Annotated in this window: 16 protein-coding genes and 1 pseudogene; 7 read left to right on the plus strand and 10 right to left on the minus strand. The window is 55.3% G+C overall.

Annotated elements, in window-relative coordinates; translation table 11 throughout:
* The 4 genes from WCE46_RS05145 to WCE46_RS05160 all read right to left on the minus strand — a co-directional run.
* Positions 1–522 (minus strand): metal ABC transporter permease (locus tag WCE46_RS05145; protein ID WP_424732629.1); only part of this gene is annotated, 522 nt, incomplete at its 3' end.
* Between the two features lie 12 nt (positions 523–534).
* Complete coding sequence (locus WCE46_RS05150) at positions 535–1296, minus strand: metal ABC transporter ATP-binding protein (RefSeq protein ID WP_424732630.1); 762 nt, start codon at positions 1294–1296, stop codon at positions 535–537.
* Complete coding sequence (locus WCE46_RS05155; protein WP_424732631.1) at positions 1287–2264, minus strand: metal ABC transporter solute-binding protein, Zn/Mn family; 978 nt, start codon at positions 2262–2264, stop codon at positions 1287–1289. The genes WCE46_RS05150 and WCE46_RS05155 overlap by 10 nt, the downstream gene beginning before the upstream one ends.
* Positions 2265–2558: 294 nt before the next feature.
* Complete coding sequence (locus WCE46_RS05160; RefSeq protein ID WP_424732632.1) at positions 2559–2996, minus strand: metal-dependent transcriptional regulator; 438 nt, start codon at positions 2994–2996, stop codon at positions 2559–2561.
* Positions 2997–3210: 214 nt separating this feature from the next.
* On the opposite strand from WCE46_RS05160, the gene WCE46_RS05165 reads away from it, so the two are divergent.
* Genes WCE46_RS05165 through WCE46_RS05185 form a run of 5 tightly spaced genes read left to right on the plus strand, consistent with a single transcriptional unit; the run spans position 3211 to position 7376 of the window.
* Positions 3211–3909, plus strand: coding sequence for an energy-coupling factor ABC transporter permease (locus tag WCE46_RS05165; RefSeq protein WP_424732633.1), 699 nt, complete (start codon positions 3211–3213; stop codon positions 3907–3909).
* The gene (locus WCE46_RS05170; protein ID WP_424732634.1) at positions 3906–4232 is read left to right on the plus strand and encodes an energy-coupling factor ABC transporter substrate-binding protein; all 327 of its coding nucleotides are present in this window, start codon (positions 3906–3908) and stop codon (positions 4230–4232) included. The genes WCE46_RS05165 and WCE46_RS05170 overlap by 4 nt, the downstream gene beginning before the upstream one ends.
* 55 nt (positions 4233–4287) lie before the next feature.
* Positions 4288–5082: a cobalt ECF transporter T component CbiQ gene (gene cbiQ / locus WCE46_RS05175; RefSeq protein ID WP_424732635.1), complete on the plus strand. Its 795-nt coding sequence runs from the start codon at positions 4288–4290 to the stop codon at positions 5080–5082.
* Between the two features lie 3 nt (positions 5083–5085).
* Complete coding sequence (locus tag WCE46_RS05180; protein WP_424732636.1) at positions 5086–6297, plus strand: energy-coupling factor ABC transporter ATP-binding protein; 1212 nt, start codon at positions 5086–5088, stop codon at positions 6295–6297.
* Complete coding sequence (locus WCE46_RS05185) at positions 6294–7376, plus strand: cation diffusion facilitator family transporter (RefSeq protein WP_424732637.1); 1083 nt, start codon at positions 6294–6296, stop codon at positions 7374–7376. Before WCE46_RS05180 ends, WCE46_RS05185 begins: the two co-directional genes overlap by 4 nt.
* A 389-nt stretch (positions 7377–7765) precedes the next feature.
* Here the strand turns inward: WCE46_RS05185 and WCE46_RS05190 are convergent, their stop codons facing one another.
* A complete protein-coding gene (locus WCE46_RS05190) occupies positions 7766–8056 on the minus strand; it encodes a hypothetical protein (protein ID WP_424732638.1) in 291 nt (96 codons plus the stop codon).
* 179 nt (positions 8057–8235) lie between these two features.
* On the opposite strand from WCE46_RS05190, the gene WCE46_RS05195 reads away from it, so the two are divergent.
* Positions 8236–9483 (plus strand): PLP-dependent aminotransferase family protein, encoded by a 1248-nt coding sequence (locus tag WCE46_RS05195; RefSeq protein ID WP_424732639.1) that lies wholly within the window; start codon positions 8236–8238, stop codon positions 9481–9483.
* A gap of 179 nt (positions 9484–9662) precedes the next feature.
* A complete protein-coding gene (locus tag WCE46_RS05200; protein WP_424732640.1) occupies positions 9663–21086 on the plus strand; it encodes a tetratricopeptide repeat protein in 11424 nt (3807 codons plus the stop codon).
* Positions 21087–21715: 629 nt separating this feature from the next.
* Here WCE46_RS05200 and WCE46_RS05205 read toward each other — a convergent pair.
* The 5 genes and pseudogenes from WCE46_RS05205 to dnaK all read right to left on the minus strand — a co-directional run.
* Positions 21716–22432, minus strand: coding sequence for a tetratricopeptide repeat protein (locus tag WCE46_RS05205; RefSeq protein WP_424732641.1), 717 nt, complete (start codon positions 22430–22432; stop codon positions 21716–21718).
* 153 nt (positions 22433–22585) lie between these two features.
* A complete protein-coding gene (locus WCE46_RS05210; RefSeq protein WP_424732644.1) occupies positions 22586–22813 on the minus strand; it encodes a DUF2769 domain-containing protein in 228 nt (75 codons plus the stop codon).
* 337 nt (positions 22814–23150) lie between these two features.
* The gene (locus WCE46_RS05215; RefSeq protein WP_424732642.1) at positions 23151–24119 is read right to left on the minus strand and encodes a DNA methyltransferase; all 969 of its coding nucleotides are present in this window, start codon (positions 24117–24119) and stop codon (positions 23151–23153) included.
* 87 nt (positions 24120–24206) lie between these two features.
* Complete coding sequence (dnaJ, locus tag WCE46_RS05220) at positions 24207–25328, minus strand: molecular chaperone DnaJ (RefSeq protein WP_424732643.1); 1122 nt, start codon at positions 25326–25328, stop codon at positions 24207–24209.
* Between the two features lie 103 nt (positions 25329–25431).
* Positions 25432–25632 (minus strand): annotated as a pseudogene (dnaK, locus tag WCE46_RS05225) (molecular chaperone DnaK); the annotation flags it as partial.

A 25632-nucleotide genomic window follows, 5' to 3' on the forward strand; every position in this document is an offset into this window, starting at 1 on the left:
CTCAAGGGCTGTCACCGGCATCCCGGCGACCCGGGCAAAATCAGTATCAAGGGTAATCGCGACCCATTCCTTCCAGAGCAGGCCCATCACAACAAGGACAATCATCCCGAGCCCTGCGGCAAGGTACACGTCGTTGTCGTTGATGCCAAGAATGGTCCCGAACAGGTAAGACAGGAGGTCTGCCGGGGCTGACTGCGCGAGGCTGATAAGGACAATACCAATGGCAAGCCCTCCTGAGAACAGGATCGCGATCGCCGCATCGGAGGCGACCCGGAGTTTTCCGAGCGCGTGAATCCCAAGAGCCCCTGCGATAACGGACGCAACCGCCGTATAGAGCGGGTAGATCCCGGTCCAGAACCCAAGGGCAATACCGCCAAAGGCAACGTGGCCCAGACCATCTGAAATAAGTGAAAGCCTGCGCAGCACGATAAATACCCCGAGACTCGCGCAGGTCACTGCCACGATCAGCCCCCCGATCAGGGCACGCACGCCGAATTTGAACATCAGAAATTCAAGCACCATTCGATCTCACCGTCACTGGTTTCCTGCCTGTAACATCAGGTTCCAGAGCCCTTTTGTACCAAGAGGCTGTGCCGGGCCGTCGTACAGGACCCTGTGGTGCAGGAAGACAATCCGTTCCATCATACTGCTTAATTCGGTCAGGTCATGGAGGATGAGGAGGACCGTGATCTTATGGGTGTCGTGGAGGTGCTTGAGAAGCGCGTAGAACTCCTGTTTGCTCTTTGCATCGATCCCGTTTGTCGGTTCGTCAAGTGCGAGGATGTGGGGGTTTCCCACGAGCGCACGTGCAATCAGTACCCGCTGCTGCTGGCCTCCCGACAGGTCTGAGAAAAGTTCTTCGGCGACCCGAAGAAGCCCGGCCTCGGAAATTGTTTTGTCCACTGCCGCCCGATCCTCCAGCGTCGGCCGGGTAAAAATGCCGGACTGCCCGTAGGTGCCCATCTCGATTACTTCCCGCACGGTCACCGGGAACTGCTGCTGGCGCAGGACCGGCTGCTGGGGCACGTAACCGATGCAGGGCCGGCAGGGAGACATGCCCTCGCAATCGTCCATGTGGCAGGTAAATTCGACCGTCCCTGTTTCGGGCCTGAACAGGCCGACAAGGATCTTTAAAAGTGTCGTCTTCCCGGAACCATTTGGTCCGGCGATACCCACAAATTCTTCCTGCCGGACTGTAAGCGTGACATCTTCAAGGACCGGTTCGGCGCCGTACGAAAAACTGATGTTGCTTGCGGTCAGGCAGACCGGCCGGTCACGGGGAGCGTCTACTGGCATTTCAGTGTCTGCCTCATCTGCTGGAGATTATTCTCCATTATGGTCACATAATCGTTATCCCCGGGCTCTGGCGAACCTCCAGGCAGTATCTCCATGGTGGAGTAGGGGTAGAGAGGCAGGTTAAGTTCGGTTGCAATGGATTGGCTTAATGCCTGGACTTCGTCAGTTTCCGCGAGCACGCCCTGAACGTTGTCTGCTTTTGCCTCATTCAGGATCGACGCCATCTGCTTGACTGACGGCTCTGCATCCGGGCTTAAACCTGAGATGGAAAGGGCGGTCAGATTATATGCGGCTGCCTGGTAATCGAGGAAGGCATGCGAAGTCAGGAATGTCCGTGTCGTGCAGTTTGTGAGGCCGAGAGAGTAATCGGCATCAAGTTTTTTGAGCCGCACCTCAAATGCAGCCGCGTTCTTCTGGTAGCCGGAAGCATTGGCCGGGTCTGCTGCTGAGAGCTGGTTTGCGATATAGGGTACATAATATTCGGCGAGCTGGGGCGAGAGCCAGAGATGGGGATCCTGATCCGTGTTGGGGAAGTCCGGGTATTCGGTTTTCATCTGCGCAAGCGCCGATGGCGGGATCGAATCGATAAACGGTGCGCGGACAATGTCGGGGTTAGCCGAACCGGCAATGTTCTCTACCCAAGGTTCCATGAACGGCCCGTCGTAGAATAGCACTTTTCCTTTTGCGAGCGTCATCGCGTCGCCCGGTGTCGGTTCGTACTCGTGAGGTTCCGCACCGGGAGGGAGGAGCTGGGTTACATCGGCATAGTCCCTGGCAACAGGTTCTACGAGCAGGGTGATCGGCCGAAACGAGGTGATGACCTGGAGTTTACCGGTCGACCCGGCTGCGACAGATGACACATGGGAGGTGCCGGTCTGCGTAAAATACGGGAGTGCGATCAGGACAACGAGGATGATAACAATTGCAGAAGCACTTACAAGGGCAATTTTTTTCGATAACGGGATCATTTTTGTATAACCTTCTGGATGGGGAAGTGAGGGCTCGCAATCCGGGGAGGAGTGTCGCCGGGTGATCATATAATGATTATTCAAAATTTGGGCATGCCCCAATCTTTTTTAAAATTACGTTTTTTGATCATGCAGGCCCTGTTCACATGCCGGTACCGGGGGTTTACCTGACCTGCCATAAATCCGCGAACGATAAACGATCGTGGCAGTGAACAGTTTTTCACTATCCCTGTCCAGCCCCGGGTCCTGCAAAATTACTTTCGGGACAAAAAATGCCGGTGAGGGATCAACGCCTCATGGGGTCGGCGGGGTGTCAAGGCACCCTTCGTCATGCGTGATCTCGCCACAGATCCCCTGGCCGGGATGACCCATCGCGGCGCAGATCCGGTCGATGGCCTCTTTACTTACCCGGCTCTCGAAGTGCGACGCTTCCGCGCAGGCCTGTTCATGCGAAAACCCGTAATGGGTGAGCATCAGGCTGAGGATCCGGTGGCGTTTGATACAGTAACCGGCATATCGTTTTCCTGTATCCGTAAGACAGATCCCGTGGTACGGTTCGTGGGTGACAAGGCCGGCACACGAGAGTTCCTGGATCGTTTTTGTGATGGTCGACGGGTCTACGGAAAACTCCCGTGCGATATCGGTAGTCCGCACCCTCCCGTCTTTCTCGCAGAGGTATTTGAGGTACTCCACCTTGCGCGGGGATATATCAGGGTCATTACCGGTTTCCATGCGTACCGGTATCGGGCGTCGGGAAAAATAAAGTTTGGGGCATCCCCAATATTCTGCTGTGACCCCGGTGTCCGCGTACCCGTGGAATGGGTTGACCGGCAGATCCTGAACCCGGACCTGCGGGCAGCACTGCAGACGGGTGCAAGAAACCGGCGCTGTACTCTAAAAGGCAAGTCTTATTTACTTTAATAAAGTAAACTTTAGCGAGAAAATCATGCATATAATGGAAGGATTCTTACCCTGGCAATGGTGCGTCTTTTGGTACCTTGTGTCAGCGCCGTTTCTTATCTACGGGATTTACCGTTTGAACCGACAGGTCAGGGAACGCCGTGAAACTCTTTCACTGCTTGCAGTGTCGGGCGCCTTTATCTTTCTCCTGTCGTCACTGAAGATGCCATCCCCTGTTGTTGGAAGCTGTTCGCATCCCACGGGCACCGGGCTTTCGACCATCCTGTTTGGTCCTTTTATCACCTGTGTGCTCAGCCTGATCGTGCTTATTTTCCAGGCACTGTTCATGGCCCATGGTGGGATTACGACGCTCGGTGCGAATGTTTTCTCGATGGGAATTGCCGGACCGCTTCTCGGGTATGCGGTGTATCGCGTGGGAAAAGCGGTCAACCTGAACATATTTGTGAACATATTCCTCGTCACGTTTGTCGCGGATCTCTTCACCTACGTTATCACCTCAATCGAACTCGCAGCGGCATTCCCGGCAACGCATGGAGGGTTCATGATCTCATTTGCGACCTTCTTTGCGATCTATGCAGTTACGCAGGTCCCCCTCGCAATCCTTGAAGGCCTGCTTATCGCGCTCGTGTTCAAATATATTGTCCAGAGCCGGGCCGATATCCTCGTCAAACTCAAGGTACTTACCCCAGAACAGGTTACAAAAATCATGGAGAGTTTCAAATGATCCCCAGATTTTTCATAAAATACAAACTTGAGATCATCTTTGCGGTCTTCACCGTCGTTTTTGCGGCGGTCTTCCTTATCCAGAATGCCAGTATCCAGGCAACGGCAAAACCCGGGCAGGAGACCTGGCAGGGATCAGACGATATGGGGAGCGCAGCAATTGAGGCCACGGGATACACCCCCTGGATCCAGCCTCTCTGGACGCCGCCAAGCACTGAAGTCGAGTCCCTGCTTTTTTCCATCCAGTCAGGACTCGGGGCGCTCGTTATCGGGTACTTCTTCGGGTATTACCGGGGTCAGCGGGAATGTTCAAAATCCCCCTAACCCCGACGCTCTCTGGTTTACTGATGTATACAATGCATGAGGACTGGCATTCCCTATGAAGATCATGGAGGATAACCTGGATTATTATGCGCAGGCAAATGCCTTACGGGACGTCAACAGCTATCTCAAACTTATCCTCGGCATGGGGGCAATACTTGTCTGTGTGGTCTCCCCGGGCCCGGTGGCCCCCCTGTTTATCCTCTTTACTCTTTCAGCGATCACCCTGGTACTTGCAAAAATCCCGGTTCGTGTTTATGTAGAACTCCTGCATATCCCGTTACTGTTTGCGTTTTTCTCCGTGATCGTGATATTATTTTTAAGCGGTGGCGGCGAGCCCATCCTGACGTTTTCCATCGCTAACGTCCCGCTGACCGCTACGTCCGGCTCTGCAAACCTCGCATTCCTTGTGCTGGTCCGGACCTTTGGCGGGATGTGCGGGCTTTTCTTTATTGCCCTGACCACCCCCATGATAGAAATCTTTTCTGTCATGCACACGCTGCGCGTCCCGCCGGTCCTTATCGATCTCTCCATGCTGATCTACCATTTTATCTTTGTTTTTATCGGCCAGGCAATCGCCATCCAGAATGCCCAGACGATCCGGCATGGGTACACTTCATTCCGGCGATCTCTTGATTCAATGGCCATGCTCGGCGCCATGCTCTTTATCCGGGCGTGGAAGGAGGCAGAAGATCTGATCATCGCTATGGACTCGCGGTGCTATGACGGTAAGCTGGAATTGCCGGGCCAGCAGAATCCCCCAAAACCGGTTGCCGTTTGCTCCGTCGCAATCTACCTCTGTCTCTGCATCGCCGTTGCAATCATGACAAGTACAATCGTCCCGTTCAGGTGAACAATGACAAACCTGCTTGAATTTGATAACATTCATTACGCCTATCCGAACTGCCCGGCATCACTTTTCAGTGTAACATTCTCAATAAAAAAAGGAGCACGGGTTGCGCTGGTCGGCCCCAACGGTGCCGGGAAGACCACCCTGATGCTGATGTGCAACGGTGTCCTTGAACCCTCGCAGGGGCGCGTGCTTCTCGATGGCGAACCGCTTAAGTACGACAACAGATCGCTTCGCGAGGTGCGGAAAAAAGTCGGTATGGTCTTCCAGAACTCGGATACCCAGCTCTTTGCCCCGACGGTATACCAAGATGTGGCGTTCGGGCCCCACAACCTTGGCATGGAACCGGATGAAATTAAAAAGGTCGTCACCCGGGCCCTCCTCGAAGTGGGGCTCGCGGGATACGAAAAACGCCCTCCCCACCAGCTGAGCGGCGGGGAGAAAAAACGGGCCGCGATCGCCGGGACGCTTGCGATGGACCCGGAAATCCTCGTTTTTGACGAGCCGACGAGTTCCCTTGATCCTGCCGGGGCTGCAGATCTCATGGAACTGCTCGATGAACTCAATGCGAAAGGCGCGACGATCATTATCTCCACGCATGACGTGGAGCTCGCGTACCTCTGGGCAGACCAGATCATCCTCCTCAACAAAGGGACGGTGCTTCATATGGGTACTCCCGAGGAGGTCTTTACGGATCCAGCACTCGTCACCTCCTCGAATCTCAGGATGCCTGCGGTGCTGGAGCTCTACACGGAGCTTGTCTCGCGGCAGATGGTAAAAAAGACGGAGTCGCCAAAGTCAGTCCTGCAGCTGGTAAGTTCGCTCGAACAGAACTTCAAAAAACCGGAAGCGGAAAGGATCCTTGGTACCATCACGGTCTGCGATGTGGATGCGACGGGCACTGAAGAGATCAAGGCATGGATCGCATATCATCCGGGGCTCAGGTGCGGAGCGATGGGGACCCGGGCGAAGAATCTTGCCGAGCGTGAATCGATAGCGCTTGATTTCACGTATGGCGTGATAGACAAAGGCATCCTGCGGGCACTTGTCGGGGAGAACTCGGTACTCCTGACGCCGGCGTCGATGGTGCCGCATGTGTTCCTGCGGGTTGAAACATACTGCCGGGAGAGCGGCAACAGGATTGCCGTTGTCTCCATGAACACGAAAACAGAGTCTCCCGCACCCGGGGCTATGACAAACCGAGGTCCGACAGAATGATCTTTCTTGCTGAAAACCACGGACATCATGACGATGATGACCATGATCATGGCCATCTTCATGAACATGATCATGTGGAAGGTCATGATGACCATCATGATCATCATCATGGCCATGGGCATGGCCACATGCACGGCGTTGTTGATCCTTCAATTTTTTCAACCGAGCGTGGGATCTGGGCGGTCAAGTGGTCGTTTGTCGGCTTGTTTATCACGGCAATCCTGCAGGTCGTTGTCGTATTTTATTCCGGCAGCGTTTCGCTTCTTGCCGATACCATCCATAATTTCGGGGATGCGCTCACCGCGATCCCGCTCCTGTTCGCGTTTCTCTTAACCGTGAAAAAACCGACCTACCGGTTTACGTACGGGTACGGGCGCGTGGAAGATCTTGCCGGCGTTGCGGTCGTAGTGCTGATCCTTATATCCGCTCTCGTTGCCGGGTATGAATCCATAGACCGGCTTTTTCACCCGCAGCAGGTGACGTTTCTCTGGGCCGTGGCACTGGCAGCAGTGATCGGGTTTATCGGGAATGAGGCCGTGGCACAGCTCCGTCTCCGCGTGGGAAAGGAGATCGGCAGCGCGGCGCTCGTTGCTGACGGCTACCATGCACGGACGGACGGGTGGACAAGCCTTGCAGTCCTTTTTGGAGCTGTCGGAGTTTACTTCGGGTTCCCGCTGGCCGATCCCATCATTGGTCTTGGCATCACGGTCGCGATATTCTGGATTGTCTGGGAATCTGCAAAAGCAATAGTTGTCCGCCTGCTGGATGGCGTTGACCCGGAGATCCCAAAAGAAATTTTCCATGTCGCACACCACGTCAGCGGCCTTCGCAAAGTAACAGATGTGAAAGTGCGATGGCTGGGCCACCGGCTCCATGCAGAGGTCAGCATCACGGTGGATACGTCGCTTTCCGTCGAACAGGGGCACGCGATTGCACAGGAAGTCAACCACGAACTTCTCCATCATCTCAGGTACCTCTCGGATGCAACGATTCACGTGGATCCTATGACCGCGTCCGGGCCGGCGTACCACCATGTCAGCGAGCACAGCCATGAAGGCCTGCCGCCGCATTCGCATTGAACGTACTGGCATACCGCCACATCGAGCCTGAATTTTTTTTGTGTTTTTTGGTTCTTTGTCACTAATCGTTATGTACACGGTTGTCATCATCAACAATGCCGCTGTGCTCCTCCCCCACATCGCAAAATTTTTTACCGGATAATCCCCTCGTTTCCGCGTTCACGTGATCTGGTGCCTGAGGTAGACCTGTCTGTACGGTCAGATCGTGCGACGCTGCCACTTGTAAATGCTCAAAACCGGGATACCCTTGCGGTGCGGGAAACCTGCCGCACAATCCCTGTGCATGATCCGATTCATTCTGGTGAATCTGCCCGGGTCACTGCAGAACACGAGTTATACCCGTAGTGCCACAGGCACTCACAGGGAGTAAGAAAGAAAAAGAGGATTGATTATGCTTTTTTCTCTTCGAGCTCGATCTCGATGCCGCCGACCTTGCTTGCAAAGATGTTGTAAATATAGGCAAGGATCGCACCGCAGATGAAGGCCATGATCCCAAAGATAATGGGAAAAACGATGATGGAAAGCAGCCCGAGGGTTGTTGCACCCGGCAAACTGTATTTTGCCCCGATAGCGGTACCCATAATGGCAAACAGCACTCCATAGACAAGGCCAAATACGATACCGAACAGGGCATGGATCTTCGCCCATGATATAATCTCAATGCTCTTGATGACTGTCATCTAGTACACCTTATGAATTGGTATACTGGTATGGGTAAAAAGTCTTTTGAAGTGTAATCTGGGCGAAGTCCCCTGCTTTTGTGTGCTGGGGCTCTTTGCGGTCAAAAAAATCCGGGAAACAGCGACCATTCATGTATTTAAAGCCGTTTTTTCAATGTATATTCACTCATTTTTAAAAAATGGAACGGGATTTTATGGCCGGAAAACAGGAAGTCGTGCACACACAGGATCACGAAACGTTATGCTGTCACTACTCTTTTGCCCGGCGGATGAGCAGGACTCCCAAGTCGTTTATCCGCGAGATCCTCAAGGTAACGGAAAATCCCGGTATCATCTCGTTTGCCGGAGGCCTGCCAAACCCCGACCTGATCGAGGTTGGGGGAATTGCAGAGGCTGCCGCAGCGGTTCTCCGCGACGACGGCAGGACCGCCCTCCAGTACTCGACGACTGAAGGATATCTCCCGCTTCGCCGGTTTATCGCAGACCGGTACAAGAAGAGGCTGGACCTTGACGTTTCACCTGATGAAATCCTCATTACCAGCGGTTCGCAGCAGAGTCTCGATCTTATCGGTAAGATCCTGATCGATCCCGGCGACAGGGTCGCGATCGAACGCCCGGGGTACCTGGGTGCAATCCAGGTATTCTCGCTCTACGAGCCGGTCTTTTTGCCGGTTGAACTCCGGCCGGAGGGGCCGGACCTCTTCGCCTTTAAAACTGCCCTTGAAGGGGATACGGTAAAGATCTTCTACGGGATCCCCAATTCCCAGAACCCTTCGGGGATCACGTACTCTGAGGAGCGGCGGAAGGAGTGCGCAGAGATCCTTTCCGGTACCCGCACGATCGCTGTCGAGGACGATGCGTACGGGGAGCTCCAGTTCTCGGGCAGTTCATACCCGCCCTTTAAAAAATACCTGCCCGACCAGACCATTCTTACCGGCTCGTTCTCGAAGATCCTTGCCCCGGGCATGCGCCTCGGGTGGGTCTGCGCCCCGCCGGCCGTCATGGAGCAGCTGGTCGTTGCAAAACAGGCATCTGACCTGCACACCAATTACCTCTCCCAGCGTATCGCGTCACGCTATCTTTCTGAGACGGACCTTGATGCGCACATCCGTACGATCCGGGCGGCATACAAGGAACAACAAAACTGCATGATCGCCGCGATGGAAGCAGAGATGCCGGAAGGAGTGACTTGGACGAACCCCGAAGGCGGGATGTTTATCTGGGTCACGCTTCCTGCCGGGTGCTCATCGATGGATATCTTTTCTGATGCGCTCAAAGAACAGGTCGCTGTCCTCCCGGGCATCCCGTTTTATGTCGATGGCGGCGGGAAAGATACGCTCCGCCTGAATTTTTCCAATGCGCATGCCGGACAGATAATAGTGGGGATACGGCGACTGAGCCGGGTCATCCGGTCAAGGATCGAGTGAACATTCCCCGGTCCGGCAGCAGGAAGGTATCCCCAAAGTGTAGGCTATAAAAATAGTATTCATAAATAGTGGTGTACATATAAATACCGGAAAGGGTATATGGCGCTGTTTCAAACGTTCATATATCGTCATGAGGCGCCAAGAGCACATAAGGACAGGCGGGGGAGCGACAACAATCCATGAGCCGAAGTGATGCTGAAGCACTGATGCGGCAGGGTATCGAACTCTATGATCTCGGTAGGTACCAGGAAGCCGTGGTCATGTTTGACCGTGCGCTCACGCTCTTCCCGAAACTGCCAAAGGCCCATTACTTCAAGGGCATTGCCCTGTACGATCTCGGCAGGTACGATGCCGCGGTCGAATCCTACGATAATGCCCTGACGCTTGACCCCTCCGATATCAACGCGTGGTACAACAAGGCCGCGACCCTCGCACAGGTCGGCAGGAACAAAGAGGCGCTCGATACCTGCGAACGGCTGATCGCCCTCAAGTACGACAACGCCGAAGCTTGGATCCTCAAGGGCATTTCCCTGTATGAACTGGGAAGGTACCAGGACGCCATCTCGGCATACGATCATGCGCTGACCATCGATCCTACCCACGCGAAGGTCTATTATAACAAAGGCATCGCCCTTGCCGATCTTGGCCGGCACGATGAGGCCATTGTTGCATACGGGATGGCGATCGATCTTGTCCCCGACTATTCAAAGGCTTTTTACAATATGGGGATCTCCCTTTACGAGATGGGGCGGATCGATGAAGCCCTTGGCGCATTTGAACGGGCGTACATGCTTGATCCCTCCGATGTATGGGTCTGGTATTACCGTGCGTTTATCCTCGCAAAACAGGAACGATACGATGAGGCGGCGGAAGCTGCCGAGGCGTTCCTCGCTGTTGAGCCGGACCACGCCGATATCTGGGTCATAAAAGGCATCGCTAAGTACCGGTCCGGGAAATTTGCCGATGCGGTAAAAGCGCTCGACCAGGCCATCGCGCAAAACCCGCTTGTCGCGGACGCCTGGCTCTATAAGGGGTTCTCCCTTTTCGAACTCGCACGGTACGAGGATGCCGTGTATGCGCTTGACAAGGCCGCTGAGATGAACCCGTCAAATACCCGGCTCTTCTTTTACCGGGGTATGACCCTCCAGAACCTCAACCGGTTCCGCGAGGCAGTTGCGGATTTTGACCGGGTCGTTGCTGCCGAGCCGGAGAATACCGACGCTGTGTACAGCCGGGGTGTCTCCTGCGTCCACCTGAGCAGGTACGAAGAGGCGCTTGGTGCGTTTGACCAGATCCTCACCACGGACGAGGACCATGCCGGCGCCTCCTACTTCAGGGGCATTGTCCTGTCCCGTCTCGGGAGGCAGGAGGAAGCGATCGCGGCCTTCATGCACACCCTTTCTGTAGATGCCGGGTGTGCCTCGGCCGCATACCAGATCGGCCTTTCCTATGCAAGCCTCGGCCGCTTCAGTGAAGCGGTTTCTGCCTACGACCGTGCGCTTAAGATCAGGCCTGACTATTCAGAAGCGGTCTACCACAAGGGTTTTGCCCTCGCGAAACTGGGCAACAGCGAAGATGCCATTCAGGAATTTGACAAGGCGTTAAACGATAACCCGGGTAATGCGCAGGCATACCACCAGAAGGGGCAGCTTCTCTCAAAGACCGGCCGGTACGAGGAGGCCCTTGAATCGTTTAACAAGAGCATCGCCCTCAAACCCGACAATGCGCAGGCCTGGTACGACAAGGGCAGCACGCTCTTAAAAGCAGAACAGTTCCGGGCCGCGATCGATGCGTTCGACCAGGCCATCGGGATCTATCCCAACTATGTCAATGCCTATTTCAACAAGGGTCTCGCCCTTGCAAAACTGAGGGAACTCGATGAGGCCCTCCGCTCGTTTGACCAGGCCGTGGCGATCGACCCCACCCATACGCTTGCGCTGTATCACCGGGGTGCAACGCTCTTTAAAAAAGAGCGGTACTCTGATGCCGTTGCGGCCTACGACGCCGTGCTTGCGCTCTCCCCGCAGAATACAACGGCACTCTATGAAAAGGGCATTGCCCTCACGCACCTTTCGCGGTTCAAGGATGCAGTCGCTGCATTTGAAGCGGCAGTAGATCTGGACCCGGCCCTTGCCGATGCATGGCTCTATAAAGGGATCTGCCATGTCCACCTCGGGGCAGCTCCCGATGCAATCGCGTCCTTTGACCGGGTGATTGGCCTTAACCCGAAGAACACGGAGGCCATCGTCAGGAAGGGGATGGCCCTTGTGACCCTTGGCCGGTACGAAGAGGCGATCACCACGTTCAACCGCGCCCTCGAGGACGCCCCCCGCGATGTCTGGGCCTGGTTCTATAAGGGGATCTCCCTTGCCGAGCTTTCCCGGTTTGAAGAGGCAATCCGGGCCTATGAGCGGGTGCTTGAGATCAACCGCCGCTGTGCCCGGGCGTTCTATGAGAAAGGAAACGCTCTTGCACGCCTTGGTAAACAGCTCGAAGCGATCATTTCGTACGACCAGGCGCTGGAGATCGAACCCGATAATCCAAAGACCCTGTACCAGAAAGGTATCGCCCTTGCCCAGCGCGAACGGTACGACGATGCGATAAAGACATTCGAGCGGATGCTGGCGCTTGAACCGGACAACACGCAGGCGCTCTATTACCTGGGTATTGCGTACGCCGGCCGGGAACGGTACGACGAGGCCATCGGGGCGTTTGAAAGATCCATCGAACACGACCCGGCAAATGCCCTCGCCCACCACTACCTGGGCATCTCGCTTATCCAGCGCGAAAGATATGACGATGCGGTCAAGGCATTTTCTGATGCGCTTGCCCTTGACAAATCCAATGCATCCACATACTATTACCAAGGTATCGCATATCTCCAGTCCCGGAAATATGAAGAGGCCCTTGCGGCGCTCAATACGTCTGTCTCTCTGAACTCTTCGCTTGTCGACGCGTTCACGTACCAGGGTATCGCCCTTGCCCGGCTCGGCCGGTATGAAGAGGCGGTCGCGGCGCTGAACCGGAGTCTCGCGGCAAATCCTTCGCAGATGGAGGCGCTTGTCTGCCGCGGCGAGGCGCTCATGGTGCTCCAGCGGTACGCGGAAGCCGTGGAAACCTTCGACCGCATCCTCTCTTTAAACCCGAGTCTTGTCGATATCTGGATGCAGAAGGGAGCCGCGCTCGACCGGCTCGTAAAAAAGCAGGATGCGCTTCTCGCGTACTCTAAAGTGCTGGAGATCGACCCGGACAATGCCGGGGGCTGGGTGAAAAAAGGCATCCTGCTCTCGGACCTTGGGAAGATTTCCGATGCGGTTTCAGCATTTAATAAAGCCCTCGATATCAATCCCGCGCAGGGGGAGATCTGGATGCGGAAAGGCGACGCCCTCAATATGCTTGGGCGGACCGCGGACGCTGCGGTCGCGTATTCAGAGGCCCTCAAACTGAATCCCGACCAGGAGGAGGGCTGGATCAAGGACGGCCGGGCCCTCTTTGACCTCGGGCGGTACCAGGACGCCATCGATGCGTTCGATAATGCGATCGCCTTAAACCAGCGGAGCATCGGGGCCTTCCTTTACAAGGGATTCTCCCTTGAAAAGCTCAGCCGGATCCATGAGGCGATCCAGGTCTTTGAAGTCCTCCTTGAGATCGATGCAAACAACAGCGATGCCTATTACCATATGGGTCTTGCCCTTGCAAATTCCGGCCGGCAAAAAGAGGCGCTGAGTTCGTTTGAATCGGCGATAAAAATCCGGGAGAATTTTGCCCCGGCATGGTACAACAAGGGAAAGATGCTCCTCGATCTCGGGAAGTACCAGGACGCGATCGCCGCGCTTGACCGGGCACTTGAACTGGAACCCGGGTATACCGAGGTATTTTACTGCCGCGGACTGGCCCTCCAGAAACTCGGGCGCTACCAGGAGTCCATCGATGCGTTTGAGAAAAATCTCGAAAAGGACACCAGCAACTCCCCGGGCTTTTACTTCAAGGGTGTAGCGCTCTCGAAACTCGGGAAATACCAGGAAGCGCTCGATGCGTTTGACCGTGCTCTAATCTACGACCCGGAGAATGCGCTGGTCTATTTCCAGAAAGGCCGGGCGTTGGATGGCCTCGCCCGTCACCAGGAAGCTGTCACGGCGTTTGAGAAAACCCTTGCCCTCAAGCCGAAGTACGCCGAAGCCCGGATGCGCAAAGGGATCTCGCTGTACAACCTCGGCAGGTTTGGCGAGGCCCTCAAGGATTTCGACCGCACCATAGTAGAAAATCCCCATAACTTCCATGCCTGGTACCAGAAAGGCCGGGCGCTCTTTGACCTGGGCAACTACGATGAAGCGATCGACGCCTACGACCACGCGCTCGAGGTTGAGTCCAGTTACCCGGATGCCCAGTACCACAAGGGCCTTGCCCTCTACGAACTGGGGCGGTTCGAGGAAGCGATCCTCTCCTTTGACCTGGCCCTCGAAAGCGATCCACACCTTGACCAGGCCCTGTTCCACCGCGGGGCATCACTCTTAAAACTCGAACGCTACCGCGAGGCGATCCAGGCGTTCGACCAGACGCTCGTCCTCCTCCCCAAATACGCGCCTGCGCACCACCTCAAGGGCGTCGCTCTCGCTGCACAGGGGCTGTACCAGGACTCGATCGACGCGTACGAGCGGGCACTTGAATGCGACCCGAAGAGCGCGGAATCTGCGCTCAATAAGGCAATATCGCTGCACAGCCTGGGACAGGACGAGGAATCCATCCAGGCGTCCGATAAGGCAATCGAAATCCGGCCGGACTTTGCCGAGGCGTGGTATTACAAGGGCATCGCGCTCTCGACCCTTGGCCGGTATGCCGATGCCATGCCGGCGTTTTCCCGTTCGCTCGAACTTGACAACACCAATGCGCATGCATGGTTTGACATGGGCCTTGACCTGATCCGGCTCTCCCGCAATGAGGAAGCGGTCACGGCCTTTGACCATGTCCTGGGCCTCCTCACGAACTATCCGCCGGCATACTACCACAAGGGACGCGCTCTTGCCGCGATTGGTAAAAATGAGGATGCAGTTTCTGCATTCGATCACGCCCTTTCTATCACCCCCGCAGATGCGCCTCTTCTTTTTGCAAAAGGGCTCGCACTTGAAGCGTTAAAGCGCTATAAGGAGGCAGCCGCGGTTTTTGAGTCTGCGTCTGCGGCGGATCCAAAGTCGGCAGATACCTTCTATCATCTCGGGCTTGTGTATGTCGAACTCGAGCGTGACGAAAAGGCGATCGGTGCGTTTGCAAAAACAGTCAAGATAAGCCCGGAGAACACCGATGCGCTGGAACAGGCCGGGCTCGCCCTTTCCCGTCTTGAAAAATATGACGATGCAATCGAGGTCTTTGACCGGTGCATAAAACAGGGACGGGAGAGCGCCCGTATCCAGTACGAGAAAGGCTGCGCGTATTTTGCAAAGAAAAAGTTTGAGGAATCTCTCCCGCCATTCGACCGTGCGATCGAACTGGACGGCAACCATATCGGGGCCTTGGTCAAAAAGGGGCAGGCCCTGTCGGAACTCCGGCGCTATGAAGAGGCCCTCACCTTCTTTGACCGGGTTATCGTACTCGACCTGGAAAATGCCATTGCCCATTTTGCGATGGGAACGGTGCTGACACGGCTCTCCCGGTATGAGGACGCCGTGATCGCGCTCGATCGCGCCATTGAGTACGATAGCGGCAATGCCCGCATCCATTCCTGCAAGGGATACGCACTCTACCGTCTCAGCCGGTTCAAGGAAGCGGCCGAATCCTTTGCAAAAGCGCAAAAGCGCCAGCCAAAGGACGTTTTCACTCTCCTGTACCGGGGAAAATCTCTCTTGCACAACGAACAGTGGGAAGAGGGCATCGCGGCTTTTGACCGGGTGCTTGCCCTCGATACGAAGAACGCGGCCTCCTGGTACTATAAGGGCATTGCCTTTTCGCACATGGCGCTCCATGGCGAAGCACAGGAGGCATTCGAACAGGCACTAGTATTCGACGACAATTGTGCAGCGGGCTGGTACCAGAAAGGCCTTGTGCTCTTTGAACTGGAACGCTTTGACGAGTCGCTGCCGGCGTTCGAACGTGCACTGGAGATAGCGCCCGGCGTACAGGACTATGCATTCAGGAAGGCGCTCGCCCTCTTCATGCTGGAGCAGTACCAGGAAGCATCCGATATCTTTGACCTCGCACTGACGCTTGGCCCGGAGACGTCCGTTATCCAGTATTACCGGGGTCGGGCCCTCATGGAAACCAAAAATTTCCCAAAAGCCCTCGACGCGCTCAACCATGCGCTCGACCTTGACCCGGAGAATTCATTTATCTGGCTTTCAAAAGGCGAGACCCTGTTCCATGAAAATGACGGTGCGGGGGCAGTCGCAGCCTTCGACCAGGCTCTTGTACTCGACAAAAAATCCGTAGAGGCTGCATTCTATCGGGGAGAGGCTCTTGCCCTGCAGGGAAATGACGAAGAAGCCGTCCGTGCATACGACCTCGCCCTCAGTCTCGATCCCTCCTATCCCGAAGCCGCGTACAAGAAAGGGCTGGCATTGTTCCGGCTCAAAAACTATGCCGGGACAGTCGAGGCCTGCGATCTGGCCATCCAGTATGTGCCCGAGCATGCCCTCGCGCACTACGAGCGCGGGCTCGCGCTTTATGCTCTTGGGAAATATGAAAAAGCGATACGCTCCTTCAAGCATGCCCTTGAACACGACCCCTCCTTAACGGATGCGCTGTTCCAGACAGGGCTCGCGTATGCCGGTTTGAGCAGGTACGCGCAGGCTCTTTCTGCATTTGACAAAATGCTTGAGATCGAGCCGCAGAACGCCTTTGTGATGTACAACCGGGGGCGCATGCTTACAAAACTCCAGAGGGCCGACGAGGCACTTGCTGCGCTCGATGCATCCCTCAGTATCGAGAACAACGTCTCTGATGTCTGGCTCCTCAAGGGAAGCGTGCTCCTCGACATGGAACGGCTGGAGGGTGCGCTTGAAGCATTCGACCGGGCGCTTGCCCTTGCCCCGGACGACATCACTGCCTTATACTGCCGGGGAAAGACTTTTGCCGGGCTCCACAGGTATACGGAAGCGATTGGCTGCTTTGACCGGGTCATCGCGATGGACCCTGCCTGCGCAGCTGCATGGTTCCGGAAAGGCAGTTCGCTCCTCTCGGGCGGCGATCTGAAAGGCGCCATCGATGCACTGACAAAAGCGCTCGAACTCAAGCCCGACAATGCAAACGGGTGGTACGACCGTGCCGTTGCGCTCGCGGGACTAGGAAGGTACGAGGAGGCCATCCCCTCGTATGACCGTGCGCTCGCCCAGAATCCGAACTATTCAAGCGCATATTATGACAAGGGAAGTGCCCTTGCCCGGCTTGGCCGTGACCGGCAGGCAATCGAGGCATTCGAGATGGCCTCGTCGATCGATCCGAATTTCTCGGTCGCGTATTTCGAAAAGGGTATGGCCCTTCTTCGCCTCTCGAAGTACAAGGATGCAGTCGCCGCCTTTGATGCGGCGCTCGCCATCACTGCGTCCAGTGCGCCGACCTTCTTAAACAAGGGGCGTGCCCTTGCAAACCTCAAAAAATTCGGGGACGCAGTTGCCGCGTTTGATTCTGCGATCAAGCTGGACCCGTCAGGTTACGACGCGTGGTTTGCAAAAGGTTCCGCCCACTCCCGGCTCGGGCAGTACGAGGACGCGGTTGCCGCCTTTGACCGGGCGCTTGCGCTTGACCAAAACCAGTACCCTGCCTATCACGAGAAAGGCGTGGCGCTTGCCCGGCTCGGACGGTACGAGGATGCAGACTCTGCATTCTCCGATGCCATCGCTCTTGACGACAAGAAGCCGGAGACGCATTACGAGAAAGGCCGGGCTCTCTTCGAACTCGGGCGCAACAAGGATGCGGTCGCATCGTTTGGCCGGGTCCTTGGACTGGACACTACGTTTGCCGATGCCGCCTACTTCCTTGGCCTTGCCCTCGAAAACCTCGGTAAGTATCCTGACGCCATAACGGCGTTTGACAACATGCTCTCCCATGCACCGGATCATTTCGGTGCATGGTATCACCGCGGCCTTGTATCGGAGCAGATCGGAAACGACGACGATGCGGTTGCGGCCTATGAGAAAGCCCGCAAAATTGAGCCTCATGACATTGACCTCCTGTTCTCTGAAGGCAAAGCCTGGTACCGCCTCGGGCAGTACGACGATGCGCTCCACCTCTTCGACATTGCGCTTGGGAAAGAACCGGGTAATGGCGGGATCCTTCTCATGAAAGGAAAGACTCTTTCCATCCTCGACCGGCACGATGAAGCACAGGAAATTTTCCGTCTTGCATTCACCCAGCTTTCCGATAATTACGAACCTGCCTATCTCCGGGGCCAGTCCCTTGTCGTGCTTGAACGGTACGAGGATGCGGACATGGCGTTTGACGCCGCTCTTTCCCTCAATCCCGACAACCCTGATATCTGGACAAAAAAAGGCGAAGAACTGGGGTGCAGCGGCCATTACGATGCGGCGATCAGCGCATACGACCACGCGATTGCACTGAGGCCGGAGGATCCGGCGGCGCATCTTGAGCGTGGCCGGGCTTTCTTTGCCCTCAAGAAGTACAATGACGCAATCAGTTCGTTTGACCGGGTGCTCGACCTTGAGCCGTCGGACCCTGTTGCGAGTTTCGAGCGCGGGAGAGCGCTGTACTATACCGGGAAATACGAGGAAGCCTGTGCGGCGCTCAACGATGCACTTTCAGGTGACCCGAAAAACACCGATGCCCTGTACTTCCGCGGGGCCTCGCTTGCCGCCCTGGAACGGTACGCAGAAGCGGCAGAATCTTTCGAGCGCCTGCTGGTCTACACCCCTGACGATGCCGATGCATGGTACGAGCAGGGGTGCGTTCTTGCAAAGCTCCGACACTTCGAGGACGCGATTGCCGCATTCGACCATGCCATCCACATAAACCCGGAGAATTTCGACGCAGAGTTCCAGAAAGCCCGCTCGCTTGACGCGCTCGAACGGTACAGTGAGGCGATCGAAAGTTATTCCGAGGCCCTTGTCATCCGGCCTTCGGATGCAAAGACGCTCTGCTACAAAGGTATTGCCCTTGCACGGAGCGGGCGCGCTGAAGATGCCGTCAAGGCGTTTGACGCTGCGCTTGAGATCGATCCGGTCTTTGCCGACGCACTCTTTGAGAAGGGCCGGGCTCTTGTGACGCTTGGCATGTTCCGTGAAGCGGTCAAGACCTTTGACAAGACCCTTCTCATCGACCGGAACTATGCCGAGGTCTATTTCTATAAGGGCCTTGCCCTTGCCGAGCTTGGACGGCATGATGATGCGATCATTGCGTATAACAAGAATATCGATCTCGATTCCGGCAATACGGACGCATTCTACCACAAGGGAATCTCCCTTGCTGCGACCGGCAAACTTGACGACGCGATCAAGGCATTCGATCACGTGATCCAGTCAACTCCGGGTTCCGTCCCCGGGTGGCTTCACCGGGGGATGGTATTGTACGACCTTGGGAAATACAACGATGCGATCGAGTCGTACGGAAAGACGCTTGAGATCGATCCGGACAATGCCGAGGCATGGTACCTCAAGGGGCGTGCAAATCAGGCCCTGAACAAATTCGGGGATGCAGTCGAGGCATTCAACCGGGCGCTCGATCTCCAACCCGACTTTGCGGATGCGCATTATGCAAAGGGCCTGACGCTCTTTGAACTGGACCAGTTCAACGAAGCGGTCCAGTCCTACGACAACGTGCTCGCCCTTCGTCCCAAGCACGATGAAGCGCTGTACCACAAGGGAATGGCGCTCCTTTCGCTCATGCGGCCCGAGGAAGCGGCAGCAGCCTTCGATCTCGCGCTGCGGCTCCGCCCGAACTACGCGTATATCTGGACCGGGAAGGGGATGGCCCTTGCCGCCCTTGACCGGCACAAGGATGCGATCACGTGTTACACAAAGGCGATCGGCCTTGACAAGAAGGATGCCCGGACCTATTACCAGTACGGCCTCTCGCTGTTTGCACTCGGCCGGTACCAGGAAGCGATAAAGAACTTCGACGCGTCGCTCGTGCAGCAGCCAGGTTATGCCCCGGCCTTCTATGCAAAAGGGCGGGCGCTGTGCGGGATCTCCATGTTCCAGGAAGCAGTAAACGCGTTCGACCGGGCACTCAAAGAACAGGCGAACTATCCTGAAGCATGGCTCCACCGGGGGATCGCCGAAGCAAGCCTCGACCGGTACGAGGAGGCGCTGGACTGCTTCAACCACGCCCTTTCCCTCAATGGATCCTATGCCCCGGCCCTCCTCAACCTGGGCCGGGCGCTCATCCACCTGGAAAGGACCAGTGAAGCGCTCGATGCGTTTGAAAAAGTTCTCGCCCTCCAGCCGGAATCGGCGGATGCGTATTACTACAAGGGCCTTGCGCTTTTCAAAAAGGAGCAGGACGACGAAGCGGTCGAGGCGTTCAACCACGCAATCGCCATCAACCGGCAGTACGCGGAAGCGTACCATTACAAGGGTGTCGCGCTCGCCCGCCACGAGCAGTATGAAGAGGCGGTCGCTTCGTTCGATGCCGCTATCAGGATCAAGAGTGATTACCCTGATGCCCTGTACGAGAAGGGCCGGGCGCTCTACCACTTGGGGAAATACAAGGATGCAATCGCGGTCTTTGACCAGGCATTGTCTGCGAACCCGGGGTCCGGCGATGCCATCTTCCAGAAAGGCCGGACGTACCTCGCGCTCCAGAACTCTGACGGCGCAATCCGGGCATTCGACCGGGCGCTCGAGATAAACCCATCCTGCTACCAGGCGCATTACTGGAAAGCGCGTACCTTGAATGACGAGGGCAGTTATGATGCAGCGATCACGGAATACGACCGGGCGATTGCCATAAAACCGGATTCTGCCGAACTCTACCGGGACCGCGGTCTTGCCTACGCAGCGATCGAGCAGTACCGCGACGCGATCAAGTCCTATGACCGGGCGCTGGAACTCGATCCCCACGATGCCGAAGCATTCTCCCACAAGGGGACCTCCCTTGCCGAGCTCGGCATGTACCGCGATGCGCTCGAAGCGTTCGAGAAGGCGCTTGAAAAGAACCCGGGGCTTGCAGCTGCCTGGTTTGGCAAAGGAAACGCGCTCTACGATGTCGGGAAGTTTTCAGAGGCACGCGACGCGTACGATGAAGGCCTGCGGCTCGACCCCGAGAATGCGGTTGGCTGGACCCGGCGGGGCATGTCCCTTGCCGGCTTAAAGGACCAGAAGTCCGCGATTGAATCCTATGACCGGGCCATCTCGATCGATCCCTCGTTCTCGATTGCCTACTTCACGAAGGGCAGTGCGCTTGAGGCGCTTGGGCAGTGGGAGGATGCAGCCGAGTCGTACCGTGCGATGATTTCCCTCCAGCCGGATTTTGTCGATGCATGGATCCACCAGGGCCGTGCCCTCCAGGAACTGGAAAAGTACCAGGAAGCCCTGACCTCGTTCAAACGTGCGATCGAGATCGATCCCTCAAGAAAAGAGGTCTGGAACGAGATCGGTGCGACGCTGGACAAACTGGGCAAGCACGAGGAAGCGCAGATCTGCTACGATAAGGCGCAGTAGGGATTTGGGCCGGTTGGCTTGTACGGTTCTTTGAGAAACGCCCGTAAAACCGTCCGATTTGGACCCCTGAACTTCAGGACATATATAGTCGCCCGTTTTCTGAAATAAGCCCAAATTGAGCCGCATATAATGCCCTTTGGCGGGCCATATTCGCGTTCTGACAGCGGTTATTTTCCGGATCGTCCAAGTGGCAATTCCACATGAGATTTGCCAAAAGAACCGCAATACGTGAACGTTTTATTTCGTCTGATTGCCTAAATACGACTTATTTGGGCTTATTTTCAAACGGAGCCTGATACGGGCTTCTTTTCGGGATGTCATGGGGTAATCGGGGGCCAGATTGAGCCCGGATAGGATACATTGGTAGGGCATCATTCCTCAAATGTCCGTGTCCCAACCGTTGAACATGAATTTAAACCGATAATCTGAAGTGCCAGCGATCCTTGCCCGGCCGTGCCCCGGAAGAACGTTCGTGGCGGGGACTGCTTCACACACTTTTTACCGGATATTATTTTCCGGCAGGAACCAATCTCAAAATTTTCTCGTAACGATTTTCATAGTTATGGCGTGAAACCAATCGGTCCATGCCCGTTCCTGAAAAAAAACAAAAAAAGGATCTTTTCCTGTCCTCAATATTTTTTCCTGACTGCGACAAACCAGAGCGCCGCACCGATAATTGCAATTACGGCAAGCACGATCTCCACATCATATTTTACGTAAAACGGTGTCTCGGTTGCCGCCAGTTTTTCTGCAATATTGAGGTTGGCCTGGAGATTCGGATAGTCTGGATCCAGCACTTCTACTTTCTGGAAAGCGACGACGCCTTCATTGCACCGGCCCATGCCGCAGAGGGCATATGCCTTGTTGAACCATGCGTCCGCATTGTCCGGTTCGACAGTGATGGCTTTTTCAAAGGAATCCAGTTGTTCGTTGTAATACAGACTTGCGTTGGTCTTGTCATTGAGCTGGTTCTGATAATAGGCACCGATCGTATAGAGGATCTGCCCGTGGTTTATCCATTCGCTTGCAGATGAGGTATTCAGTTTCAGCGCCTGGTTCGAATCAGCAAGGGCCATATTCAGGGTGGCGAGGGGATCGGCGGTGTACTGGTTTGCACGGTTAAGCGCATCCGCCTTGCCGTCCCAGGCCGGCGCATAGTTGGGGTCGAGGGCAATTGCCTGATCGTACGCTTGGAAGGCTTCTGTGTAGTTTTCCTGGTCCGTCAGGTTATGCCCGAGTGCGGTCCATCCTGCAGCATCAGTGGGAGCCGCTGCTGTGGCCGGAGGGAGGACAAAGATGCCAAGGATAATCAGGAGCATTACGAGGATACAGATTCTGGATCTCATATTACAGAATATATAGTGCTTTTTGGCAATATATTCAACGATTTTTTTAAACGTTATGATCTGACGTTATGCTACGGGGTTTTTCGTAGTTTCTGGACGTTCAATAATGCTCATGTGTATTTTTAAGATTTAAAAAAGCCAAAAAAGGGAAGTTTACCTGTGCCCATCACCATATCTCTGGGCATTTTCACTCCCACCAATGCAGAATGCATGGTGAGTCGCACCAGCGTTCTTTCCGATATCACATGTTATGCAATTACAACCTTTAACGGTCGAGATGTCTTGAAAACTGGAGCCATGTCCACAGTACATATTTTCTCCCGCGGTTTTTGCACGGTCCGAATAAGTATTACACGTAGGGCATTTACACGAATTTACCATTTCTACTTTCACCTGCCAGCTCCTTGGACATTGTCATCGTCGGCCTCTGCCGTGTGATGAATTTGTCGTTGGGTGTTGTGCTTCAGGATCCCCAAGAAGGTTAATTCCCGAAACAACAGATAAAAACTTGTATTATTTGCACTTAAATATATCTTAAAAATTATGAGATTGGAATATAACTTTAACATAAGTAAGATTACATCAAGTTACGTCACGGGCCAAACGCGATGATTGCGTCTTCGATGTATTCCATATGGATATCTTGCCAGAACAAATATTATATAATGAAATATATTTATTGTCTCTCATAAGTAATTGCCACATGCGCCACGGGATGCTATTTCCGGAGCACAAGGATATAGCGGGTGAGACTCTTATGCACTCTCTGAGTATGATGCTGGAGCACGTTCATGTGCTGGTTGGCAATTTCTGAAATATCCCGGTGCGTGACCACGATCGCCCGGTGCCCGGGCACCAGGACCCGGTTGCACTCTTCGAGGGCATCATGGTACAGGCGCTCCATAGTGTCGGCCTTTTTTATGCAGACCGACTGGCCGTAGGGAAAATCGGTCACGACTGCCCCGACGCTGCAATCCTTTACCGGGAGCCGGGTGGTGTCGGCAAGGAGAAGATTGCCTTCTTTTACGTTCTCCTTACTTCCCCTGATCATCAACGGGTCAAAGTCGCTTCCCACGGCACGGAGCCCGAGCATCTCTGCCTCGATCAGGATCCCGCCGGTCCCGCAGAACGGGTCGAGCATTGTCGTCCCGGCCTCTGCACACGAGAGATTGACGAGCGTCCGTGCCATGCGTGGCATCATGACCCCGGGATGAAAGAACTCGCGTTTGCCCGGGTTGCGCTCGTTGTATGCCCCGCGATCGATCCGGTACAGGACTCTGCCAAAATAACACCGGTCCTGTGAAAGGATCGCCCGGTACTCTTCGACCGGGTTGATGAGCTGGACCGGCCCGGTGATCATGGTGCCGATCAGCCGTTCAAACTCCCGCTGCGAACAGGAATTTTTCTCCTGGCAGCCTTCATGGACCAGTTTTGCCCTGCCGGCAAACGGCTGATCGGTGGTAATGGAGAGATCGGAAAGCAGGTGCCTAAACGAACTAATGTCCGGGGCACATTCGCCCAGGTACTCAAGCACGACCTGCGTCATCGCGAGGCGCCGGGCCGCAGTCGGTACCGGGCATTCAGCAACGGCAACCTGCGGCCTTGTATCTGTGACCGATGCGACGCATTCGATCTCGGCGTACGGCAGGGTCGGGTTCTCGCCGGACAGCTCAAAAAGGAGCTTCATCTTTTTTATAAATAGGCGCGAGCCCAGAAATACCTGCGTGAACTTGCGGATGAAACAGGAGATGGCGGGCATCCCGATTAAAAAAAATTATTTCTTTCCTTTCTTCTTTCCCATAATACCGGAAAAGATCCCGCCGGTTTTGCTGCTATGTCCCTCAAGTTCGGCGAGTTTCTCGTAGAGTTCTTTTTGTTCGCCCGTTATCCCCTTGGGGGTAACGATCTTTACCCGGACAAGGAGATCGCCGGGTTTTCCGCGTCGCTTCACACCCTCGCCGGCGATCCTGAGCGCCGTATTGAACTGGATGCCTGCCGGGATCTTCAGGTCGATGTGGCGTTTGTCGATGGTCTCGATCTCAACAGTCGTCCCGAGCACCGCAAGGGTCGGCGTTATCTCGACCGTGGTCTCAAGATTGTCGCCCGTCCGCTCAAAGCGTTTGTGGGGAAGGACGAACATCTCGATATATAGATTCCCGTTTGGGGCACCGTACTCCCCGGCCTCGCCATAGCCTTCCATGCGCAGGCGCATCCCGCTGTCTACACCGGCAGGGATATGGACCGAAACCTTTCGCTTTACCCGGGTATGCCCGGAACCGTGGCAGCTGTGGCACTGCTTTTCCGGGATCTTGCCCCGGCCGCCGCACATCGTACAGGGTGTCATCCGGACAAACTGGCCGAATACCGACTGCGCTGTCTGGCGCATCTGTCCGCTGCCCCCGCAGCGCGGGCAGACATTGGTCTTTTTTGTCTCGCTTCCCGACCCCCCACATGCAGAACAGGCCTCGCTGTGCAGGACTTCGATCTCCTTATCTGCCCCTGCCACTGCTTCTTCAAGCGTGAGCTGCATGCGCATTAAGAGATCGGCGCCGGGCTGCGGGCCGGACCTGCGCTGGCTCCCGCCAAAGAAATCAAAGATATCCCCGAAACCGGAGAAGTCTGATGAGAAGCCGCCACTCCCGTATCCTCCCCCTCCGGTATAGGATCCTTTCGAGGCATTGGTGAATGTCTCGTGGCCCATGTTGTCGTACTGCGCCCGTTTCTGGGCATCGGACAGCACACTATAGGCCTCATTAATCGACTTGAATTTCTCTTCGGCCCCCGGATCCTTGCAGACATCCGGGTGGTATTTCCGGGCGAGGTTACGGTACGCTTTCTGGATCTCTTTTTCATCGGCAGTTCTCGGTACTCCGAGGGTGTCGTAATAATCACCCATTCTACACCACAGATTAATTCCTTTATATACTCATGCTCTTTCAATTAATACTCTACGTGTAATAAAAGCGATTTTCGTAATAATCGCCCGATCCCATGGATGCTCACTCGTCTTTGACTTTGTAATCTGCATTGACGACGTTATCGTCCTGTTTCTTTTCCGTTTCAGAAGACGCTGGGCCGGCACCGGTTCCTGCACTGCCGTCAGGTTGCGAGCCCTGCTGCTTTGCCGCATTCTCCGCCTGCATCTTCTGGTAGATCTTCGTGGTCGCGGCGTAGACCGATTCAGTGAGTGTCTCCATAGC

Source organism: Methanoregula sp. (assembly GCF_049690535.1).
Taxonomy (GTDB): Archaea; Halobacteriota; Methanomicrobia; order Methanomicrobiales; family Methanospirillaceae; genus Methanoregula.

Coding starts and splice junctions, on each gene's coding strand:
- WCE46_RS05150 (WP_424732630.1), bottom strand. CDS start 1,296: ATGCCAGTAGACGCTCCCCGTGACCGGCCGGTCTGCCTGACCGCAAGC.
- WCE46_RS05155 (WP_424732631.1), bottom strand. CDS start 2,264: ATGATCCCGTTATCGAAAAAAATTGCCCTTGTAAGTGCTTCTGCAATT.
- WCE46_RS05160 (WP_424732632.1), bottom strand. CDS start 2,996: ATGGAAACCGGTAATGACCCTGATATATCCCCGCGCAAGGTGGAGTAC.
- WCE46_RS05165 (WP_424732633.1), top strand. CDS start 3,211: ATGCATATAATGGAAGGATTCTTACCCTGGCAATGGTGCGTCTTTTGG.
- WCE46_RS05170 (WP_424732634.1), top strand. CDS start 3,906: ATGATCCCCAGATTTTTCATAAAATACAAACTTGAGATCATCTTTGCG.
- cbiQ (WP_424732635.1), top strand. CDS start 4,288: ATGAAGATCATGGAGGATAACCTGGATTATTATGCGCAGGCAAATGCC.
- WCE46_RS05180 (WP_424732636.1), top strand. CDS start 5,086: ATGACAAACCTGCTTGAATTTGATAACATTCATTACGCCTATCCGAAC.
- WCE46_RS05185 (WP_424732637.1), top strand. CDS start 6,294: ATGATCTTTCTTGCTGAAAACCACGGACATCATGACGATGATGACCAT.
- WCE46_RS05190 (WP_424732638.1), bottom strand. CDS start 8,056: ATGACAGTCATCAAGAGCATTGAGATTATATCATGGGCGAAGATCCAT.
- WCE46_RS05195 (WP_424732639.1), top strand. CDS start 8,236: ATGGAACGGGATTTTATGGCCGGAAAACAGGAAGTCGTGCACACACAG.
- WCE46_RS05200 (WP_424732640.1), top strand. CDS start 9,663: ATGAGCCGAAGTGATGCTGAAGCACTGATGCGGCAGGGTATCGAACTC.
- WCE46_RS05205 (WP_424732641.1), bottom strand. CDS start 22,432: ATGAGATCCAGAATCTGTATCCTCGTAATGCTCCTGATTATCCTTGGC.
- WCE46_RS05210 (WP_424732644.1), bottom strand. CDS start 22,813: ATGGTAAATTCGTGTAAATGCCCTACGTGTAATACTTATTCGGACCGT.
- WCE46_RS05215 (WP_424732642.1), bottom strand. CDS start 24,119: ATGAAGCTCCTTTTTGAGCTGTCCGGCGAGAACCCGACCCTGCCGTAC.
- dnaJ (WP_424732643.1), bottom strand. CDS start 25,328: ATGGGTGATTATTACGACACCCTCGGAGTACCGAGAACTGCCGATGAA.